Origin of the sequence: Collinsella sp. BA40, from assembly GCF_008014645.1 — a bacterium.
GTDB lineage: Bacteria > Actinomycetota > Coriobacteriia > Coriobacteriales > Coriobacteriaceae > Collinsella.
Map to the genome: position 1 here is coordinate 37,527 of NZ_VOWY01000001.1, position 19,983 is coordinate 57,509.

The 19,983-nt window shown below is 62.4% G+C and carries 21 protein-coding genes and 1 tRNA gene; all 22 read left to right on the forward strand.

The window, feature by feature from the left end; translation table 11 throughout:
• The first annotated feature begins 226 nt into the window (after positions 1-226).
• Complete coding sequence (locus E4J93_RS00150; RefSeq protein WP_187231534.1) at positions 227-1,204, forward strand: hypothetical protein; 978 nt, start codon at positions 227-229, stop codon at positions 1,202-1,204.
• A gap of 84 nt (positions 1,205-1,288) precedes the next feature.
• Positions 1,289-1,915, forward strand: coding sequence for a dTMP kinase (gene tmk, locus E4J93_RS00155; RefSeq protein WP_147587470.1), 627 nt, complete (start codon positions 1,289-1,291; stop codon positions 1,913-1,915).
• A 53-nt stretch (positions 1,916-1,968) separates the two neighbouring features.
• Positions 1,969-3,105, forward strand: coding sequence for a DNA polymerase III subunit delta' (gene holB, locus E4J93_RS00160; protein ID WP_147587471.1), 1,137 nt, complete (start codon positions 1,969-1,971; stop codon positions 3,103-3,105).
• Positions 3,096-4,703: a regulatory iron-sulfur-containing complex subunit RicT gene (gene ricT, locus E4J93_RS00165; protein WP_147587472.1), complete on the forward strand. Its 1,608-nt coding sequence runs from the start codon at positions 3,096-3,098 to the stop codon at positions 4,701-4,703. The genes holB and ricT overlap by 10 nt, the downstream gene beginning before the upstream one ends.
• A gap of 165 nt (positions 4,704-4,868) precedes the next feature.
• The gene (locus E4J93_RS00170) at positions 4,869-5,687 is read left to right on the forward strand and encodes a ComF family protein (protein ID WP_255431831.1); all 819 of its coding nucleotides are present in this window, start codon (positions 4,869-4,871) and stop codon (positions 5,685-5,687) included.
• A gap of 517 nt (positions 5,688-6,204) precedes the next feature.
• Positions 6,205-7,194 carry an ABC transporter substrate-binding protein gene (locus E4J93_RS00175; RefSeq protein ID WP_187231535.1) on the forward strand — a complete coding sequence of 330 codons (990 nt, stop codon included), beginning with the start codon at positions 6,205-6,207 and terminating at the stop codon, positions 7,192-7,194.
• A gap of 172 nt (positions 7,195-7,366) precedes the next feature.
• Positions 7,367-7,954, forward strand: coding sequence for a ribosome hibernation-promoting factor, HPF/YfiA family (hpf, locus tag E4J93_RS00180; RefSeq protein WP_147587474.1), 588 nt, complete (start codon positions 7,367-7,369; stop codon positions 7,952-7,954).
• A 77-nt stretch (positions 7,955-8,031) separates the two neighbouring features.
• Entirely contained in the window at positions 8,032-8,988 is a 957-nt protein-coding gene (locus E4J93_RS00185) for a DegV family protein (protein WP_147587475.1), read from the forward strand.
• A gap of 51 nt (positions 8,989-9,039) precedes the next feature.
• The gene (locus E4J93_RS00190) at positions 9,040-10,140 is read left to right on the forward strand and encodes an NAD(P)-dependent oxidoreductase (protein ID WP_147587476.1); all 1,101 of its coding nucleotides are present in this window, start codon (positions 9,040-9,042) and stop codon (positions 10,138-10,140) included.
• Between the two features lie 6 nt (positions 10,141-10,146).
• Positions 10,147-10,560 (forward strand): hypothetical protein, encoded by a 414-nt coding sequence (locus E4J93_RS00195; RefSeq protein ID WP_147587477.1) that lies wholly within the window; start codon positions 10,147-10,149, stop codon positions 10,558-10,560.
• A gap of 4 nt (positions 10,561-10,564) precedes the next feature.
• Positions 10,565-11,257 carry a hypothetical protein gene (locus tag E4J93_RS00200; protein WP_147587478.1) on the forward strand — a complete coding sequence of 231 codons (693 nt, stop codon included), beginning with the start codon at positions 10,565-10,567 and terminating at the stop codon, positions 11,255-11,257.
• 9 nt (positions 11,258-11,266) lie between these two features.
• Positions 11,267-12,361 (forward strand): isocitrate/isopropylmalate dehydrogenase family protein, encoded by a 1,095-nt coding sequence (locus tag E4J93_RS00205; protein ID WP_147587479.1) that lies wholly within the window; start codon positions 11,267-11,269, stop codon positions 12,359-12,361.
• A 77-nt stretch (positions 12,362-12,438) separates the two neighbouring features.
• The gene (locus E4J93_RS00210; protein ID WP_147587480.1) at positions 12,439-13,581 is read left to right on the forward strand and encodes a hypothetical protein; all 1,143 of its coding nucleotides are present in this window, start codon (positions 12,439-12,441) and stop codon (positions 13,579-13,581) included.
• 121 nt (positions 13,582-13,702) lie between these two features.
• Complete coding sequence (locus E4J93_RS00215) at positions 13,703-14,176, forward strand: YhcH/YjgK/YiaL family protein (RefSeq protein ID WP_147587481.1); 474 nt, start codon at positions 13,703-13,705, stop codon at positions 14,174-14,176.
• A 120-nt stretch (positions 14,177-14,296) separates the two neighbouring features.
• Positions 14,297-15,175 (forward strand): purine-nucleoside phosphorylase, encoded by an 879-nt coding sequence (locus E4J93_RS00220; protein WP_255431835.1) that lies wholly within the window; start codon positions 14,297-14,299, stop codon positions 15,173-15,175.
• A 98-nt stretch (positions 15,176-15,273) separates the two neighbouring features.
• Positions 15,274-15,349: transfer RNA gene (locus E4J93_RS00225), tRNA-Thr, on the forward strand.
• Positions 15,350-15,834: 485 nt separating this feature from the next.
• Positions 15,835-16,278 carry a PTS sugar transporter subunit IIA gene (locus tag E4J93_RS00230; RefSeq protein ID WP_147587482.1) on the forward strand — a complete coding sequence of 148 codons (444 nt, stop codon included), beginning with the start codon at positions 15,835-15,837 and terminating at the stop codon, positions 16,276-16,278.
• A complete protein-coding gene (gene yajC / locus E4J93_RS00235; RefSeq protein WP_147587483.1) occupies positions 16,278-16,562 on the forward strand; it encodes a preprotein translocase subunit YajC in 285 nt (94 codons plus the stop codon). The genes E4J93_RS00230 and yajC overlap by 1 nt, the downstream gene beginning before the upstream one ends.
• A 73-nt stretch (positions 16,563-16,635) precedes the next feature.
• Positions 16,636-17,118, forward strand: coding sequence for a PTS galactosamine transporter subunit IIB (gene agaB, locus E4J93_RS00240; RefSeq protein WP_147587484.1), 483 nt, complete (start codon positions 16,636-16,638; stop codon positions 17,116-17,118).
• 92 nt (positions 17,119-17,210) lie between these two features.
• Entirely contained in the window at positions 17,211-18,008 is a 798-nt protein-coding gene (locus tag E4J93_RS00245; RefSeq protein ID WP_147587485.1) for a PTS sugar transporter subunit IIC, read from the forward strand.
• A complete protein-coding gene (locus tag E4J93_RS00250; protein WP_147587486.1) occupies positions 17,998-19,077 on the forward strand; it encodes a PTS system mannose/fructose/sorbose family transporter subunit IID in 1,080 nt (359 codons plus the stop codon). Before E4J93_RS00245 ends, E4J93_RS00250 begins: the two co-directional genes overlap by 11 nt.
• 150 nt (positions 19,078-19,227) lie before the next feature.
• Positions 19,228-19,959 carry a GntR family transcriptional regulator gene (locus tag E4J93_RS00255; RefSeq protein WP_147587487.1) on the forward strand — a complete coding sequence of 244 codons (732 nt, stop codon included), beginning with the start codon at positions 19,228-19,230 and terminating at the stop codon, positions 19,957-19,959.
• The last annotated feature ends 24 nt before the right edge of the window (positions 19,960-19,983 follow it).

The following is a 19,983-nucleotide window of genomic DNA, read 5'->3' on the forward strand; positions in this document are numbered from 1 at the left end:
GTTGGGGCGCGCGCCAGGCGGAATGGACGCAGCGGCTGCTGTGCGAGGTACTGACCACGGACTGACAGCCGCCGTTCACGGATCGGTAACAGCCGTTTACGGAATAATTCTGGGCTTGATTTCATTTGATGTCGCTTTGAGCTGTGGTGTTAGGCGGCCTCGATTTGCTTGTTGGAGAATTGTTCGGCAAGCGTTTGCTATGGTGCCCGCTGGAAGGAGGTCGGGCATGGGCAGAAGAGGCCAGAAGATCGCTAGTCGGATTTTAGACGGGGCGGAGGCAGAGGGTCGATTTGCATTCGCGATCGAGCGGTTCGAAGCACGATCGCTTCAACGTGCCTGCGCAGCGGGTGAAGCCGTCGAGGTTTCCCGAGGCTATTTTGCTCGAGTGTGCTATCACGACGGCCTTCCGCGGCGGGCGCGTGCGATGCATCTGATACGTGCGGTTGCCCGCAAGCACCCGAGCTGGGTGTTCGCATCTTTTTCGGCTGCCTTGGTCTATGGCCTGCAGGTTTCCAACGGGTTGACCGACGTTGTTCATCTCGCGATGAGCGAGTGCGAGAACCGGTCTGTTGGAGACGGGCGGTTTCATTGCCATCTGGTGAGGGACGCTTCGTTCGTGACGGTTGCGGGCATACGTGTGACGCCTCTTAAGACAACGCTGCTCGACTGCCTGTGCCAGGCGAATTTTTCCCAGGGTCTGGCGATTGCCGATTCAGCGCTCCATTGGCGCCTGGTCGATGCGGACGGCCTGCGAGAGCATGTCGAGCGTTCGGGTTTCCGGCGTAAGGGGATCCGGACGGCTCGACGGGTGCTGCGATGGATGGACGGCAGGAGCGATAACGGCGGGGAGTCGATGGCGCGAGCGGTTATGATCGAGCTGGGATTTCAGCTGCCTGAGCTTCAGGTCGAGGTTGCCGATCCGTTGACTCCGGGCGGAATGTGGCGGGTCGATTTCTGTTGGCGCCTTCCAGATGGAAGGGTGGTGATCGGCGAGTTGGACGGCGGCGGCAAGTATCTTGCTGACGGCGAGGGCGCTGCCGAGGCGCTGGACCACATGAGGCGGGAGCGCTTGAGGGCGCCGCGCCTGAACCTTACGGGGGCGATGGTGATCAGGTTTTCATTCGAGCAGGCGATGGATCGGGCATATATGGAACGCTTGCTTACGAACGCCGGAGTCCCCCGCCGCGTGGATGCGTGCCTTTGAGGGCCTTTGCGGGGTTTTGTGCGGGGAGAAAAAGGGTCGCGGTATGATGGAGTCTGAAAAAGCAGGTGCAAGGAGGGTGCCGGAGTGGCTCGAGGTTTGTTTATCACCGTGGAGGGCGTGGACGGCTGCGGAAAAACGACGCAGGCGGCGCGTATCGCCGCAGCGCTCGAGGCGGCGGGCCACGATGTACTGCGTCTGCGGGAGCCGGGCGGCGTCGCCATCTCGGAGAAGATTCGCGGCATCCTGCTCGATCCCGCGCACGGCGAGATGGGTGACGCCTGCGAGCTGCTCTTATATGAAGCTGCCCGTGCTCAACTGGTGCATGAGGTGATCGCTCCGGCGCTGGCGGCGGGCAAGACCGTGGTGTGCGACCGCTTCTATGATTCGACGACGGCATATCAGGCGTATGCCAACGGATTCGACCTCGAATCGGTTAAGCGTGCGAACGCGTTGGCCGTGGGGGAGTGTCGACCGGACGTGACGCTCGTGTTCGACGTCGATGTCGATGTGGCGGCGGCTCGCAGGCACGGCCGGGATGCGGCCGATCGCCTGGAGCTCAAGGGGCTCGAGTACCAGCGTCGCGTGGCGCGCGGCTTTCGTGCGATCGCAGCGGAGGAGCCGCGGCGCGTGCGCGTTGTGGACGCATCGCGCGGCATCGATGAAGTGTTCGCATCCGCCTGGCAGATGGTGGTTTCGTGCCTGGAGCGCTAACGGTGCGTTAGCGTGCGTGCCGAGGGATATGGACGAGAGGAGCGGGGCGGCAGATGGCGAACGAGATAATCGCGGAGCGCTCGTTGCTGGCGCGGCTGGAGACGCAGCCGCGTGTACGCGACTTTTTGGCGCAGGCGGTGGCGACGGGCCGGGTGAGCCACGCGTATCTGTTTTTGGGTGCGCCGGGGTCGGGCAAGCTCGATGCCGCCTGGGCGCTCGCGCAGCAGCTCATATGCGAGGATGGCGGATGCGGGTCATGCGATGCGTGCGTTCGCGTGGCACGGCAGACCCATCCCGACGTTCACTACTTTGCGCCCGAGTCGGCCGTAGGCTACCTGATCGACCAGGTGCGCGCGCTGTTGGCCGAGGTCTCGCTGTCGCCCATTCGTTCCAGGCGCAAGGTCTACATCATTGACCGTGCAGAGCAGTTGCGCGCGAATACCGCCAACGCGCTGCTCAAAACGCTTGAGGAGCCGCCGGCGAACGTGGTGTTCATCCTGCTCGGTCCCAGTGCCGATATGATCTTGCCCACCATCGTATCCCGCTGCCAGTGCGTTCCGTTCCGTACGGTGCCGCAAACGCGTTCGGCGGAGCTCGTCGAGCGTGCCACGGGCGTCTCGCCCGAGCGCGCCCGCATGGCTGTCGCGGTGGCAGGCAGTCCGGCGCGGGCAGCAGAGTTCCTCAAAAGCGCTGAACGGCAGGAGGTTCGTCGCGCGATGCTTCGTCAGGTCGACTACCTTGCTCGTGCGGATGAAGCGGATATCCTCACGTCGATCAAAGACCTTATGGCCGTGATCAAGGCGCCGCTCGACGAGGTGAAGTCTACGCAGCAAGCCGTGCTCGATCGCGATTCCGAGTACCTCACGCGTGGAGCATTAAAGCAGCTCGAAGACCGTTTCAAGCGCGAGCTATCCCATCGGGAGCGTTCGGGTATCATGGAAGCGCTGGCGTGCGCTCGCTCGCTTTTGCGCGACGCCCTGCTGCGCTTGCAGGGCGTGGACGAGCCCATCGTGAACGAGGATGTCTCGGAGATGGTCGATCGTCTTTGCGCGACCGCGACCGTTGCCGGCGTCACCGCGGCGCTCGATGTGGTGGCGCAAACCGAGCGGCGTCTCGCTCGCAACGTAACCCCTCAGCTGGCCCTCGAGGTCATGCTCCTCGATATAAGGAAGGCCCTTACATGCCCGTAGTTGTTCCTGTTAAATTCGCGTTCGCCTCGCGCGAGCTGTGGTTCGATCCGCAGCGCCTCGATATCCTCGCGGGCGATCACGCTATCTGCTCTACCGAGCGCGGCACCGAGATCGGCTTGGTCACGGCCGATCCCTTCGAGGTCCCCGCTTCGGAGCTTGCGGCGCCGCTCAAGCCCGTGCTGCGCGTCGCTACCGACGATGACCTCGATCACGCCGACGAGCTTGCCGATCGCGGTGAGGACGCGATGCATGATTTCCGCCGACTTGTTGAGCGAAACGGCCTCGATATGAAGCCGGTCGCCGTCGAGTATCTGTTTGGCGGCGAGAAGGCCGTCTTCTATTTCGCAGCCGAGGATCGCGTCGACTTCCGTCAGCTCGTCCGCGATCTGTCGAGCTTCTTCCATGTGCGTGTTGATATGCGCCAGATCGGAGTGCGCGACGAGACGCGCTTGGTGGGCGGCTACGCCACCTGCGGTCAGGAGCTGTGCTGCGCGCGTTTTGGCGGCCAGTTCGAGCCGGTGTCCATTCGCATGGCGAAGGAACAGGACCTTCCGCTCAACTCGTCTAAGATCTCGGGCGTGTGCGGCCGTCTTATGTGCTGCCTGCGTTACGAGTTCGAAGCATATAAGGATTTCAAGTCCCGCGCCCCGAAGAAGAAGGCGCTTATCGATACGCCGCTGGGCAAGGCCAAGGTGCAGGAGTACAACACGCCCCGCGAGGAGCTTGTCCTGCGTCTGGAGAACGGCAAGGTCTTTCGCGTGAACCTCGCGGACATGACATGCTCGGAGGGCTGCAAGAAGAAGGCGAGCGAACAGGGTTGCTCGTGCCGTCCCGACTGCGTGACGCGCGATGTGCTCGAGCGCATCGAGTCGCCCGATATCGCATTGGCGCTGCTCGAGCTCGATCGCGAGAACGGTGTGGACGTGGGGGATGGCCTCGATCGCGCCGACCGTATCGCCGCCAGCGGTCCGACGCCGCGCCGTCGCCGTATGCGCGACGAGGAGGCGGCAAAGTTTGGCGGTAAGGGCTCCGCGAACCCGAAGGCCGCTCGCTCCGGTGTCGCCAAACAGGACGATTCCGAGCAGGCCGCCGCGCCGTCGCGCCGCCGTCGGCGCCGTCCGGCTTCGGCCGAGGCCGCCGACGCCGCGCAGCAGAACGGTTCGCGCCGTGCCGCCCAGGGTGCCCAGCAGGAGGGCGCGCCGTCTTCGTCGCGCCGTCGTCGCAGGCGCCTGACGGGCGAAGAGCGCGATGCGGCCTTCCTCAGCGCCGCGCGAGCCGAGCAGAAGCGCGCCGCTAGCGAGGCCGCGCCTAAGGCGGGCGAGCAGGAGGCGTCGGCGGGTAATCGCTCGCGTCGTCGCCATACCTCCAAGAAGCCCGAGGTGGCTTCCGTGGCCGAGCAGGTCTCCGGTGGGGACGTCAAGGTCACGCGCCGTCGTCCCGGCGATGGCGGTGGCCAAGCTGCGGAGAAGCGCGCGGCCGGCAAGCCTGCAGCCGAGGGTTCTGCCGAGGGCGCGCCCAAGAAGCGCCGTCGCCGCAGGTCTCGAAAGCCCAAGCAGGGCGGTGGCGAGCAGCCCAATTCCGACGCTTCGCACGAGTAAGACTTCAGGGCGAAAACCCTGAATGGCCCCGGCGAATACGGGGTATAACAGCAGAACACGGGCCCTCTCTCGTTTGCGTACGGGAGAGGGCTGTTTCTTTTGACTGCAATATCACAAGGGGAGCATGGAGCGCTGGACGAAGCGTTGCATGGGGCTTGCGGGGCTTTGGAAGAGGCGGTGCATGGGGCCTGCGGCGGCCTGGGCGAAGCGGCGCGCGGCCCGATGGCAGGGCGTCTAGCGTCGGTGCTCAACTGGTTGGGCGCGCAGACGCTCGAGGCCCTGTCGCCCACGCGTTGCGCGGGCTGCGAGGCGCCGGGACAGCTTGTCTGCAGCGGCTGCCTCGAGCGTTTGGAGCTGATCGACCCTGCTTGGGCGTGCGCGAGATGCGGCGCGCCGTTTGGCAGGATGCTGTGCACCGAATGCTATGGCCGGACGATGGCGACGGATCGGTGCTTGGCGGTGGCGGTGTTTCAAGACCCGCTTGCCCGTATGATCCGCATGTACAAGGACGCGGGGGAGCGGCGGTTGGCGGAGCCTTTTGCCGAGATGCTGTACGACGCCGCGCTGCATGCGCAGGCCGAGGATGCCGAGCGCTTCAGCGGCTTGCTCGCAAGAGCAGACGCCTTGGTGTTCGTGCCCGCTACGGCGCGCGCGTTTCGCCGCCGCGGTTTCGACCATATGGAGGCCATCGCCCGCGTTTTGGCCGAGCTGTCCGGGGTGCCCGTGCTTGATGCCCTGGTGAAGCACGGAGCGGGGGACCAGCGTGCATGGGGCAGGTTGGAGCGCCTGATGCGCTCGCACGGCGCGTACGAGGTGGTGCCCGATGCGTTCGGGGCCCTCGCCGGCGCGCGCGTGCTGCTGCTGGATGACGTGATCACTACGGGCGCCACCGTGACGGCGGCAGCGTCGGTTCTGCGCGATGCGGGTGCCGACGGCGTCGATGCCCTCGCGCTCGCGCGCGTCATGGGGCCGGGCGCGGGATGAGCCATGCCCGTGCGCATGCGAGGGGCTCGGTGGTCGTTTGCGTGGCTCGCGGGCAATGCCGGCCGCCGTTTCCTCGTGCGCGGCAGTTGGTTGAAGCGCATGCTTTAGCCTGCGGAAATGCGGTGCATGCCTATGGCATCTCCGCGATCTCCTGCTATAATGCCCCTCGTTCCTTCCAGGCTGTGGTTGCGGCGGGGCCTTCGGCGCTCCTCCTAGTCCATGACAGACGCGGTCAAAGGGATCCACGTAAGCCGCGGCGTGCGCGCCAAGGCGATCATGGCGCGTCCTAGAAGTAAGACGTACCGTCCGGTCTATTCTTTCGAGGCAATAGGTGCCTCACGGGCGAGCGGGTTAGTCGTGATGCCGTTGCGGCGGCTGAGCAAACGCCCCGGTGCGCAAGTGTGGGGTCAAATACCAGGTCAGCTGGGGGAACAGTGGCGACGCTCGCCGGCCGTGCGGCCCGTAGGCGTCGTCTTTCATAACAAGACGCGCTTGCCGAATGCGGGGGGATTTGGGAATGATCAAGGGACACGCGCGCCGTACGGCGCATCATGCGATGTGCGTGCTGGCGGCCGCGGCCACGCTGGGCCTTACCGGGTGCACGCTGCTCACCCCGTCCCGTTCCGAGCTGCCTCCGCGTCAGCTCCATGCGCAGGTATCCGAGCCCGCTATCGGCGCCTCGGGCGTGCTGCGCGTGGCCATCGATGCGAGCGATGCCCCCCAGTCCATGATCGATGGGCAGGGCAAGATGGTCGGCTATGCCGTCGATGTCGCGCATGCGCTGGGCGACCGCCTGGGCCTGCGCGTAGAGTTCGTCACCGACGTACGTCCGGATAAAGTGGGGTCGCCGCGCACCGCCGATATCTATATCGGCGCCCACGAGGATGACGAGGATGACGCGGTCACGGTAGTGGCCCCCTATCTCGAAAGTGCCCCCGCCCTTTTCGCCAAGACCATGGCGGGCAAGGCTTCCCCGCTCTCGTCTTCCGTCGATGATCTTGAGGGCGCGACGGTGGGCGTGCAGTCTTCCTCCGCGGCGCAGGATATGCTCTCCTCCCTGGGGACGAGCGCCGAGCAGAAGACGTATGCCAATGTGAACGAATGCCTCAGCGCCCTCGATAAGGGCGAGGTTGATTTCGTGGCCTGCGATGCCACGGCCGGTGCCTACCTCTCCCGTGCGTACGGCGACATCGTGTTCGCGGGCGCGCTCGACGAATCTGATAGCTACGGTATCGCCGTGAAGGCGCGCAACGAGGAGCTTCGCGAGGCGATCGTCGACGCGCTCGACGAGATCGAGGCCGACGGCACGCTCGATGCCATCCATACGGCGTGGTACGGCACCATGCCGGTGGGTATCGGGGAATCGCTCGTCGCCGGGCTCTCCGCGCGTCCATCCAAGCTTCCTGCTCCCGACTCGGGCGCGGACGATGACGCGCCGGTCGACGATGAGGGGGAGGACGCCGGCGCGCTTTCGATATCGGGCAACCTCAACGCGCTGTCCGAGTAGGTCGCACGGCTTCAGGGCTCCATACCGCAAGCGCTCGCTCAGAGCGCGCTCGCTTCGGTATGCGGCGGTATGTACTTCGTTAGCGGACGACCCCATCTTTTCCTATGAAGGTGCATAAAAGTGGGTACAACCTAATCACGAAGTCATATCCCCGGATAGATTGGAGTCACGTATGGATATCAAGGTTACGGGTCGCAAGACCACGGTTACCGATGCTCTGCGTGCTCACGTCGACGAGAAGATCGGCGAAGCCTGCAAGGTGTTCGATATCGAGCCCATGTCGGTTGATGTTGTCCTTCGTTACGAGAAGAATCCGTCCAACCCCAGCCCCGCTATCGTCGAGGCTACCGTCCGCGTGCGCGGCTCGGTCATTCGCGTTGCGGAGCATGGCACCGATATGTACGCCGCGATCGATCTGGCTGCCGACAAGGTGACGCGCCAGCTCCGTAAGTTTAAGACCAAGGTCGTCGACAACCGCCAGAGCGGCCCCAGCGCTGCAGACGTGGCGCCCGTGCCGCGCGTCGAGGACCTCGCAGACCTGCTGATTCCCGAGGAGGAAGAGGACGGTCAGCTCGTGCGCGAGAAATTCATCGAGCTCGTGCCCATGTCCGAGGAGCAGGCCCTCGTCCAGACCGATCTTCTGGGTCATGACTTCTACGTGTTCGAAGACGCCGCGACCGGCATGGTGAATGTGGTGTATCACCGTAAGAATGGTGGATACGGCATCATCAAGCCCAAGTTCGAGGTGCCCACCGAGTAAAATGCCAGTAGGTGCATGAATAGGATGGCGGCCATCCCGTGCGGGGTGGCCGCCATCTTTCGTATGGAAAGGCGTTCATGAACACTTCTACTCTTTCAGCATGCCGCAACCCGCACTGTCGTATCGTCGTCGATACGTGCTCCGACCTCACGCCCGAGGTGGCCGCCACGCTCGACGTCGATATCCTGGGCTTCCCCTATATCCTCGATGGCGTCGAGTACACGGATGACATCTGGGCCTCGATCACGCCCAAGGAGTTCTACGATAAGCTGCGCGCCGGCGTTCGCGCATCCACCTCGGCCGTCTCGCTCGGCCGCTATATCGAGTACTTCACCCAGTGCGCCGAAGAGGGCACCCCTACGGTGTACCTGTGCTTCACCAGCGCCCTCTCTTCGAGCTACAATTCGGCGCTTCACGCCGCCGAGGAGGTCATGAGGGCGCATCCGGGTTTCGAGCTCTACGTGGTCGATAACAGCCTGCCTTGCGCGTGCGGAGAGCTGCTCGCCCTCGAAGCCGTGCGCCAGCGCTCGGCCGGCTTGTCCGCCGAGGAGCTTGCTGCCTGGGCGAACGAGGCCAAGCGCTACGTCCACGGCTACTTCACGCTCGAGAGCCTCGATGCGCTGGCCGCTGGCGGCCGCATCCCGCCTGCGGCGGCGCAGCTCTCCAGCAAGCTCGACATCAAGCCCGACCTCTCTTTCGATCTTTCGGGCTCGCTGTCGCTGCTGGGCGTGAGCCGCGGCCGCAAGAAGGCGCTCAAGTCACTGGTCAAGTCTTTTAACGAGAACCGCGTGGCCGACCCGAGCCTGCCCATCGCCATCGTGTCGTCGGACGCCGAGAAAGACGCCGACTGGCTCGAGGCGGCCATTCGCAAGGAGGAGGGATGCGAGGGCATCACCGTCCTGCGCGGTTCGGTGGGCACGGCCATCGGCGCGCACGTGGGACCCGGTATGGTGGGCGTCGCGTTCTGGGGCGGCGACCGCGCTGAGAAGATCTCGCTGTCCGATCGCATCGCCAGGCGCGTCCGCAACGCATAGGCGTCCCGCGCGTCCTACCGCCTGCAATCAACCAACCAGTAAGGAGAAGATATGTCCAACCACAACACCAAGGTCGCCTTCATCGGCACCGGCATCATGGGTGCTCCCATCGCCGGCCACATCCTGGATGCCGGCTATGAGCTGAGCGTCTACAACCGCACGCCGGGTAAGGCGCAGCCCCTCGTGGACCGCGGTGCCGTATGGGCCGAGGCCCCGGCCCTGGCCGTCGAAGACGCCGACGTGATCTTTACCATGGTGGGCTACCCGCAAGACGTCGAGGAGCTTTACCTCGCCGGCGACGGCCTGCTGGCCTGCGCAAAGCCGGGCGCCTACCTCATCGACCTCACCACGAGCTCGCCCGAGCTCGCACGCGATATCGCCGAGGCGGCCGAGGTGAGCGGCAAGCACGCGTTTGACTGCCCGGTCACGGGCGGCGAGTCCGGTGCCATCGCCGGCATGCTCACGGCTATCATCGGCGCCACCGAGCACGACATCGAACCGGTCCGCCCGCTGCTCGAGACCTTCGCTGCCAACCTCTTCTGCTTCGGCGGCGCCGGCAAGGGCCAGGCCGCCAAGCTCGCGAACCAGGTCGCCCTGGGCGCTTCGATGGTCGGCATGGCAGACGCCCTGGCGCTCGCCCAGCAGTGCGGTCTCGACCTGGAACAGACGCGGCAGATGATCTGCGGCGGCACCGGCAAGTCCGGCGTTATGGAGCAGCTCGCTCCCAAGGCACTCGACGGTGACTACAAGCCGGGCTTCATGGTCGAGCATTTCATCAAGGACCTGGGCCTGGCGCTGCAGGTTGCCGAGGAGAAGGAGATCGCCCTTCCCGGTGCAGACACCGCCTTCACCCTCTACGACATGCTCGACGCCATCGGCGGAGCGCGCATGGGCACGCAGGCCATCACCCTGCTGTACCAGGAGGAGGCCGATGCCGTGGCCGCAGGTCTTGACTGGTCGCTTTACACGAACGCTCACGAGGAGGATGGCTGCGGTTGCGGTTGCGACCATGACCATGACCACGAGCACGAGTGCGCCTGCGGCCACGACCACGACGACGACCACGAGTGCTGCTGCGGCGGCCACGACCACGATGACGACCACGAGTGCTGTGGTGGCCACGGCGATGGCTGCTGCCATCACGGGGAGTAGCCGTCTATGTCGGGATTCTCGTTTATCGTGCTGTCGGCCCTGCTCTTCGTGTTCTTCGCGTACCTGGGCGTCCAGGTGGGCGCCTGGGCGGGTGAAAAGGCCGTCACCAGCGGTGACTACTGGAAGATGAACGTCATCGCGGTGGGCATCGCCGTGCTGTTCACCATGCTGTTTGCTCCGCTTCCGCTGCTCTATTCCGCGATCATCGGCATGCTCGCCGGCGCCATCGTGGGCCTCAAGCTCGCCTTCGGCGAGTCCGTGGGCCCGTGGAAGGTGCTCGATCGCTTCCTGAACGTCAATCGCCAGCATCGTCGCACCGCGGCCGCCGGGACCGGCGAGGAGCGCCGCGCGCGCCGCAAGGCGGGGGAGAAGGCGCCCGACCTCATTTCGGTGAACAACGACAAGAAGGATTCGAGGTAATCGTATGGCAGAGCAGAAAGAACGTGGGCTGAGCGCCGAGGAGGCCGGGCTGCTGGAGCGCATCCAGCAGGATTCATCCGTCCTGGACGAGCTGGCAGAGGACCTCTCGGCCCGAACGCGCCGCAAGCGTCAGCTGGCTGCATGCGTGTTCAGCCTGGCGGGTCAGCGCGAGCCCGCCGCGCTGACCCCGTATGTCCCCGCGCTGGTGGACGCCCTGGACCTCTCCGAAGCCCAGACCCGCTGGGAGGTTCTCGATGCGCTTACCTCGCTGGTGCCCGTGTGCCCGCAGGAGCTTTCCGAGGCCTATGAGGGGGCCGAGGACGCGCTGTTCGACGAGGACTCCGCGACGCTGCGCTTCTCGGCGTTTCGTTTCTTCACGGCGTGGGGTGCCACGAGCAAGGAGCGCTCGCTCAAGGCATGGCCCCTCATCGACGAGGCCATCCAGTGCTTCCATGGCGACCTGGAGTATCGCGATATGCTTGTCTGCCTGCATGATTTTGCCAGCAGTAAGATCGACGACACCGTTGCCGCCGAGCTCGCCGGCCGCATCAAATTCGATGCCGAGCACGGCAAGGGCGCGTTCATCAAGGCGCGTTCCGCCGAGATCTACGATCTGCTGCTCGAGACGTTCAAGCTGGATGCGCCCAAGAAGCGCGCCCGCACGGTGACATCCGCCGATACCGACGACGAAGAGTAGGAGGTCGCGATGGCCCACGAAGTTGTGCTGATTCCCGGCGACGGGATCGGTCCCGAGATCACGTCCGCGATGCGCCGCGTCGTTGATGCGACGGGCGTCGCCATCGAGTGGGACGTGCGCGATGCCGGAGCCGGCGTCATGGAAGCGTACGGAACCCCGCTTCCCCAGCACGTCTTGGACGCTGTCGGGCGCGCCAAGGTGGCAATCAAGGGCCCCATCACCACGCCGATCGGTACGGGCTTTCGCAGCGTCAACGTGGCGCTTCGCAAGCATTTCGATCTGTATGCCTGCGTTCGGCCCTGCCTGTCGCAGCCCGGCGACGGCTCGCGCTACGAGGGCGTCGATATCGTGATCGTGCGCGAGAATACCGAGGACCTGTATGCAGGCATCGAGTTCGACGAGGGCGCAGCCGAGGTCGCCGCCTTATCCGAGCTCGTTTCCGCTTCGGGCCAGAAGGCGTTTCGCCCCGATTCGGCCATTTCGGTCAAGCCTATCTCGATCGAGGGATCGCGCCGAATCGTCGAGTACGCCTTCGAATATGCGCGCCGCTGCGGCCGTCGCAAGGTGACGGCCGTTCATAAGGCCAATATCATGAAGGCTACCGACGGGCTGTTCCTGCGTGTGGCCCGCGAGGTCGCGCAGCGTTATCCCGACATCGCCTTCGAGGATAAGATCGTAGACGCTACCTGCATGGGCCTGGTGCAGAATCCCGCCGATTTCGACGTGCTGGTCCTGCCCAACCTGTACGGCGACATCGTGAGCGATTTGGGCGCGGGCCTGGTGGGCGGTCTGGGCATGGCGCCCGGTTCCAATATCGGCGCCGATATCGCCGTTTTCGAACCTACGCACGGATCGGCACCCGATATCGCGGGCAAGGACATCGCCAACCCCACCGCCGAGATCCTCTCCGCCGCCATGATGCTCGACCACGTGGGCGAGCAGGAGGCCGCCGAGCGAATCCGCCGAGCGGTGCGCGCTGTTCTCGCCGAGGGGGCGGCCGTAACCGGCGATGTGCGCCGTGCCCAGACGGGCAGTGCGCGGGGCGCCGTGGGAACTCAGGCGTACGCCGATGCCGTTATTGCATCGCTGCGCGCCGAGGCTTAAGGTAAAGATAAGTGTGGGCGCGGGCCGTCTTGCGGTATGGTGAGACGGCCCGTTATTTTATGTGAAAGGTGAAACCTATGGGTTTGGAACAGAAGAAAGACGAGCGCGAGGTCGTCGACGGAGTCGAGGTCATCGAGCGCAGCGATGTCCCCGACGATCTGCCCGAGGCGGCTTACGATCTGGTCGAGGGTGCTTCGGCGGAGGACATCGCCGCCGAGCGGGACGACGAGGTCGTCGAGGAGGCTTCCGCAGCAGAGGTGCGCGATGACGCCGCGGAGGAGCCGCAGGACGCCGACGCGAACGAAGCCGAGGCCGAGCCCGCGGCCGACGGCGAGCAGCCCGCGTCCGCCGATGAAGCGTCCGCGCCTGTCGTGGAGCACGCTGATGCGAGTAAGAAGCGCCATACCATGTACATCGCCATCGCCGTCGTCGCCGTGATCGTTGCCGCTATCGGCGGTTATTTCTTTGGTAGCGGCGGTTTTGGGGCCAAGGGCGCCGGTTCGGCTACGCTCACCGAGGGCCAGCTGGATGCTCCGGTCGCCTCGTTCAACTTCAATGGCGCGACCACCAAGATCTCTGCTCGCGATGCAATTGAGAGCCAGTATAGCCTTGACGCCGTGAAGGGCGCCGACGGCACCTATCCCGCGCCGAGCGGCGAGATGATCTTGGGGTACGCCCGTAATAAAATCCTGGTCTCCGAAGCCGAGTCCCGCGGCCTTTCGGTGAGCGACGACCAGCTCAAGGAGTACGCCGAGGGTCGACTGGGCACCTCCGATTTCAAGGCGATCGCCGAGAATTACGGTGTGAACGAGGACCAGGCCAAGCAGATCGTGCGCGATAACGCCCTGGTGGGCCAGCTGTACGAGCAGATCGTCCCCAAGGCCTCCGAGGCCCCTGCCCCCGAGGCCCCGGTGCAGCCTGCCGATGGCAACACCACGGCGCCTACGAAGGATTATGCCGAGTACATCATCGGTCTGCTGGGCAAGAACTGGGATAGCGAGAAGGGCACCTGGGCCAACGAGGACAACGAGTTCTTCTCGGCTCTGAAGGGTTCCACCTTCACTCCCGAGGGCGCTTCCTATGAGGATGCCCAGACCGCGTTCTACGTTGCCTACGAGCTCTACGCCAGCCAGGCCCAGGAGGCCAACAAGGCGTGGACGCTGTTCGCTAACGATCTGTATGCGAAGGCCGATGTCGAGCTGTACGGCCTGTTCGTCTAGCGCATACCTAAAAGATTGCGCACCGGCGCGCTTTATGGCGCCAAGCGCGAACCAACGGGTTTACGATAACGCCGCGGCGCCGAGCCGCGGCGTTTTTTCATGCGAAGGAAAGGAATCCGCGATGATCTACGGTGCACTGGAAGATCTCGCCCGCTATGCGGGATTCTGCAAGAGCCTCGACATCCTCATCGATTGGCTGGCGGACAACGATCCGGCCGAGCTCGCCTGCGGGTGCCATGAGATATGCGGCGCGAAGGTGTTCGCCAACGTTATGGCACCGACCACGCGTTCCAACAGCGGTTCTCACTATGAGACGCATCGTCGTTACCACGATCTGCAGGTCGATGTGGAGGGCCGCGAGGCGTTCAGGGTTGCTCTGGGCGAAACGGCGCAGGTCGAACCCTTCAACGAGGCCGATGATTTCGAGCTCGTGGACGCGGCTCGCTTCATCGAGGGCGATCTGGCCGAAGGGCGCTTCGCATTATTCGTGGCGGGCGAGCCACATCTTCCGACGCTGCAGTTTCCGGGTGATGGACCCGTCCAGATCAAGAAGATCTGCTTCAAGCTGATCGCCGATGAGTATTTCGACGAGTAGAACCGTCCGTTCGCTTGAAGCTTCTCCCATCCCAGTCGTTACGTGGGTATGCTTGAAACACGGTTGATTTCGCGCCGCATCCGCATCGCGCGGGGCGGCGCGCGTGCAAGGAGGTATTCCATGGCAGAGGAAGAGCTGGCGGCATATTGCGCGCCGAGCATGGCTGATTGCAATGCAGAAGCTGTAATTGGTAAGGAAGAGCTGGCGGCATATTGCGCGCCGAGCATGGAGCATCCCGTCGCGATCGTCCTTGGCAGCGGCCTGGGCGCCCTGGCCGAGCGCGTTCACGTGGTGCGTCGGATTCCCTATGAGGACATCGAGGGTTTTCCTCGAGAGGCCATCCCCGTCGAAGGGCATAGGTTCGAGGTCCTGGTGGGCACGATCGACGAGGTTCCGGTCGTTGTGTATCCCGGCCGCGTGCATCTGTATCAGGGCTACTCGGCCTTGCAGGTCACATCGCTCGTCCGCCATGCGAAGCGCCTCGGCTGCCGCGACATCATCTTGACGTGTGCATCCGGAGCGGTGGGGGATATCGAACCTGGAACGTTCGGCCTGATCACGGATCATATGAACCTCACGGGCTGCAATCCGCTCTCCACGCCGGAAGGCGCCGCCCATTCGCTGTACGATACGCCGTTCGTGCCGGTTGCCGGGGCTTACTCGAACTACCTGACCGAGTTCGCACGCGAGGCAGCCGCCGAGGTGGGCGCTCCTGTGGCGGAGGGCACCTATGTGGGTATGCTCGGACCGAGCTACGAGACGGATGCCGAGGTCAACGCCTTGCGGGTCCTGGGAGCGGATTTCGTGGGATGCTCCACGGTATGCGAGGTCATCATGGCGCAGGCGCTACGTATGCAGGTGCTTGGCCTTACGCTCGTGACCAACAAGGCCGGCCGTCCCGATAACAACCATGCCGAGGTTGTCGCGGCAGCCGAGGCGGCGGCGGATAAGACGACCGGCGCCCTTCTGGGCGTGCTGCGGCGTTTGCGGGAGCTGTAGGGGGAGCGATCTTTTTCGAAAAGCAAGAATGAACCCTTGCGCTTTTCGAGTCAAACCCGTAGTATATTTAGCAGTCGGCACTCGTGCCGTCCATGCGTGCCAGCATAGCTCAGTTGGTAGAGCACCGCTCTCGTAAAGCGGGGGTCACCAGTTCAAGCCTGGTTGCTGGCTCCATTGATTATTAAAGCGCCTCTTCGGAGGCGCTTTTTTGTTATATCGCGCGGAGTCGTAATGCGCGACCTATCGATCGAAACGGGCGGAAGAGCAACGCCGGTAAAATATGAACACCGTTCACTGCTCATTTCATACCGTTTGTAATTTCAGCTGAATGCGTATACCGGCATGATACAACTCCATACACCTTCATAAATAACCAGCAGGTGAGGGGCATGCTTGTAAAGATCGGGGCATGGAGGTATGCAGGCTGAAATGAATACGGTTTCGCTGGTCCGGAGTCCATGAATTCAAGTCTCTAGCTGGTAAAGGTAGGTAAAGTCTGTGAACGGTGCGTATGTTCCTACGGACGGCATCAAAGTACGCGAGAAAACAAAAATAAATTGACGAAACCTACACGGGTGCTAAGATATGGAAGAACTTATCACGTGGTTACAACCAGTTGCGGAGAAGTCCGCAAGTTCCCGAGCAAAAGGAGACGTTGGATGATTGGCTTTATCCTGACGGGTCACGGTCAGTTTTCGAATGGTCTGAAGAGCGCGCTCGATATGGTTGCTGGCGATCAGCCCGCTTTCCAGATCGTTCCGTTCGAGGGCTCCGAGGCGGCTACGTACGGCGATGACCTGCGTGCTGCCATCACCGCTATGCGCGCCGAGTGCGAAGAGGGCGTCATCGTGTTCGTCGACCTCCTCGGCGGTACCCCGTTCAACCAGTCTATGATGATCGCCAACGACGTCGATAAGCTCGAGATCGTCACCGGCACCAACCTGCCGATGGTTATCGAGCTGCTCTTTGCCCGCAACGGCGCCACCGACGTGACCGCGCTTGCCGAGCAGGCCGTCACCGCCGGTAAGGACGCCGTCACCCGTCAGTCCCTCGCTTCCGTGATGGGCGCTGCGGACGAAGCCACCGATGAGGACGGCATTTAATGGCTGATTTTGGAGCCAACGTCCTTGCTTCTTCGGTCGCCCTGCTCATCCTCATTGCGGTCATGGGCCTTGTCTACTACTTCTGGTCCAAGTCCAATATCAAGAAGAAGAGCAAGTACTTCGAGAAGATCCACACCGAGTTGGCCCCTGGCCAGAAGGTGATGTTCGCTGGCGGTATCTTTGGAACCGTTAAGAGCGTCGACGGCGACGTTGTCGAAATCAAGGTGCGTTCCGGCGCAGTCCTTGATGTCTCCCGATATGCAATTCAGGAGATTAGCCAGTAGGCATTCATTGGAAGGCCAAAAGGCCACCAGTAATGTATGAGCCAGATCACGTATACGAAAGGAACGGATCAACATGGCAGAGCCCAACATTCTTCTTACCCGTATCGATAACCGCCTGATTCATGGTCAGGTTGCTACCCAGTGGAACTCCACCCTGGGCTCCAACCTCATCCTCGTTGCCAACGACGAGGTTTCCACCAACACCATGCGTCAGAACCTCATGAAGATGGCTGCGCCGGCCGGCGTCGCCACCCGTTTCTTCTCGCTGGACAAGACTATCGAGATCATCGGTAAGGCTTCCCCCAAGCAGAAGATCTTCATAGTGGCCGAAACTCCGCAGGACGTGCTTAAGCTCGTCAAGGGCGGGGTGCCTATACGTAAGGTCAACATCGGCAACATGCACATGGCAGAGGGAAAGCGGCAGGTGGCCACTTCTGTGGCTGTCGACGACTCCGATGTCGCCGCTTTCAAAGAGCTGCAGGAACTGGGGGTGGAGCTGGAGATTAGGCGTGTTCCGAGCACGCCGGTCGAGGATACGTCCAAGCTGTTCTCGTAAGAGCTTGGACGTATCCAACCGCATTCGTTCATCCGATCGAATGCACTTGTTAGTTTTCTCATGTAAACATTTTTTGAAAGGAGGAGCATAAGATGGACGTCTCGTTTGTTCAGGTCGCACTTATCTTCGTGGTTACCTTTATCGCCGCTATCGACCAGTTCGACTTCCTCGAGTCCCTGTATCAGCCCATCGTTACCGGCGCTGTCGTTGGTGCGATCCTCGGTGATGTGCAGACCGGCCTTGTCGTCGGTGGTACGTATCAGCTGATGACCATCGGTAACATGCCGATTGGTGGTGCTCAGCCGCCTAACGCTGTTATTGGTGGCATCATGGCTGCAGTCTTCGCTTGCTCTCTCAACATGGATGTCAACGTTGCTGTTGCCGCTGCTATCCCGTTTGCTCTTCTTGGTCAGTACGGCGTTACCCTGTTCTTTACGCTCCGTGCTCCCATGCTCGAGTCTTTCCGCGCTGCTGCTGTGAAGGCTGACACGAAGGCTATCACCCGCCTGACCGTCATCTCCGAGGTTATCCTCGGCCTCATCTTCGCCGCTATCGTCACCCTGTTCTTCATCGGTGGCCAGGCCTTCGGCGAGACTGTTGTTAACGCCATCCCCGAGTGGGTTAACACCGGCCTTTCCGCTGGCGGCGGTATGATGAAGTTTGTCGGCTTCGCCATCCTTCTGAAGATCATGATGAACCGCGACATGTGGGGCTTCTTCTTCATGGGCTTTGGCCTTGCCCTCATCGCGGTCAACATCCCGGCTATCGCCGGCCCTGCCCTGCTTATCCTGACCTTTATCGGCTTCGGCATCGCTTTCTGGGACTTCCAGCAGCAGACCGAGCTCAAGGGCGCTGCTTTTGACGGAGGTGACATGAGCGATGGCATCTAATGAGTTTGTTGTACCTGCACAGTATGAGGATCTTACTCCCGCTCCGCAGGTTGATTCGAAGACCCTGAACCGCATGGCTCTTCGTTCCTACTGGCTGCAGTCCTCGTTCAACTATGAGACCATGCAGTCCGGTGGCTGGCTGTTCGCTATGATCCCCGGCCTCGAGAAGGTTCACACCAACAAGAACGACCTCGCTGCGTCGATGTACCACAACCTGGACTTCATCAACACGCACCCGTTCCTGGTCACCTTCGTTATGGGTATCGTTCTCTCCCTCGAGCAGAACAAGCTTGATACCCAGACCATCCGCGCCGTCCGCATCTCCGCTGCTTCCCCGCTGGGCGGCATCGGCGACGCTCTGTTCTGGCTGACGCTCGTGCCGATCACGGCCGGCATCACCTCGAACATGGCTATCGAGGGCAACATCGCTGCTCCGTTCATCTTCCTGCTTATCTTCAACCTGGCTCAGGCTGCTTGCCGCTTCGGCCTCATGAAGTGGGCTTACAAGGTTGGTACCGGTGCTATCGATGCTCTGACTGCTAACATGCAGGCCTTCACCCGCGCTGCTTCCATCCTCGGCGTCTTCGTCGTTGGTGCCCTTACCGTCACCATGGGTGGTACGCAGATCAACCTCACCATCCCCAACGGCACCACCCGTGGCCTTGCTGCCCACACCGTGGTTGTCAACAACAAGGATGCTGAGAACTTCGCTGACCTCGAGGGCATCGACACCGAGGAGGCTGAGCCCGGCACCCTGGCTCTGACCGACATCGATGGCAACGCTCTCACCGCTGTCGCCGGCGAGGATGCCGTCGAGTGCGGCATCGTTGACCTTGGTAACGGCATGAGCTCCGTTACCTACGCTGAGGTTACCGAGACCGAGGTTAACTACTCCGTTGCCTCTACGCTCGACACCGTTCTCCCCAAGCTGGTTCCGCTGGCTCTCGTGCTTATGCTGTACTTCCTGTTCGCTAAGCACAACTTCACGCCGATCAAGGGCATCGTTCTGCTGCTCGTCCTCGGCCTGCTCGGCGCTGGCCCCTTCGGCCTGTGGCCCAGCATCTGGTAAGGCTCTGAGGCCCCGTGCGCTCATAGCGATATGAGCGCACAGCCCCTTACTTCTGTGTGTGTGTATTTTGGGCCGTGACTCGTACGTATCGGGTCACGGCCTTTTTCTATAGGTTCAGACTCTGTACGCGAATGAAGGAGGCGAGTAGAGATGGCGATTGTTGCTCGTAAGCAACCTCTCTACGATCAGCTCGTAGACATTCTCACCGAGAAGATCGACCATGAATATCGCCCCGGTGACCTTATGCCGTCCGAGCGCGAGCTTTCCGAGCGTTATGGACTTTCGCGCACGACCGTCCGCCTAGCCCTGCAGGAGCTCGAGCGCCTTGGCCTCGTCGTGCGTCAGCACGGGCGCGGCACCTTTGTCGCCGACCGCTCCGTGCAAACCACCAACCTCATGCATTCGTATAGCTTTACGGATCAGATGCGTGAGATGGGCCGCGATCCGCAAACAACCATTCTTGAGTTTTGCGAGTTCGAGGCCGATAAGAATCTTGCCGAGCATATGGGTACGCGCATCGGTGATCGCCTGTTCAAGCTGAAGCGCTTGCGTTCCGCCGACGGCATGCCCATGATGGTTGAACGAACCTACATGCCGGTCCGTAAATTTCTCTCCCTGAAGCGTCCCTTGCTTGAGCATAAGTCGCTGTACGATGTGATCGAGCAAGATTTTCGTCAGAAGATCCGCGTGGCGGAGGAGGAGTTCTTCGCGAGCATCGCACGCCCCGCCGATGCGCGCCTCCTTGAAATCAGCGAAGGGGCCCCTGTTCTCGATTTGGTCCGCACCACATATAACGAGAGCAACGAGATCGTCGAATACACGCTGTCGGTTGCACGAGCCGACCAGTTTAAATACAAGATCTTCCACCAGCGCAACGATTAACATATATGGTGGGATTGTATGGTT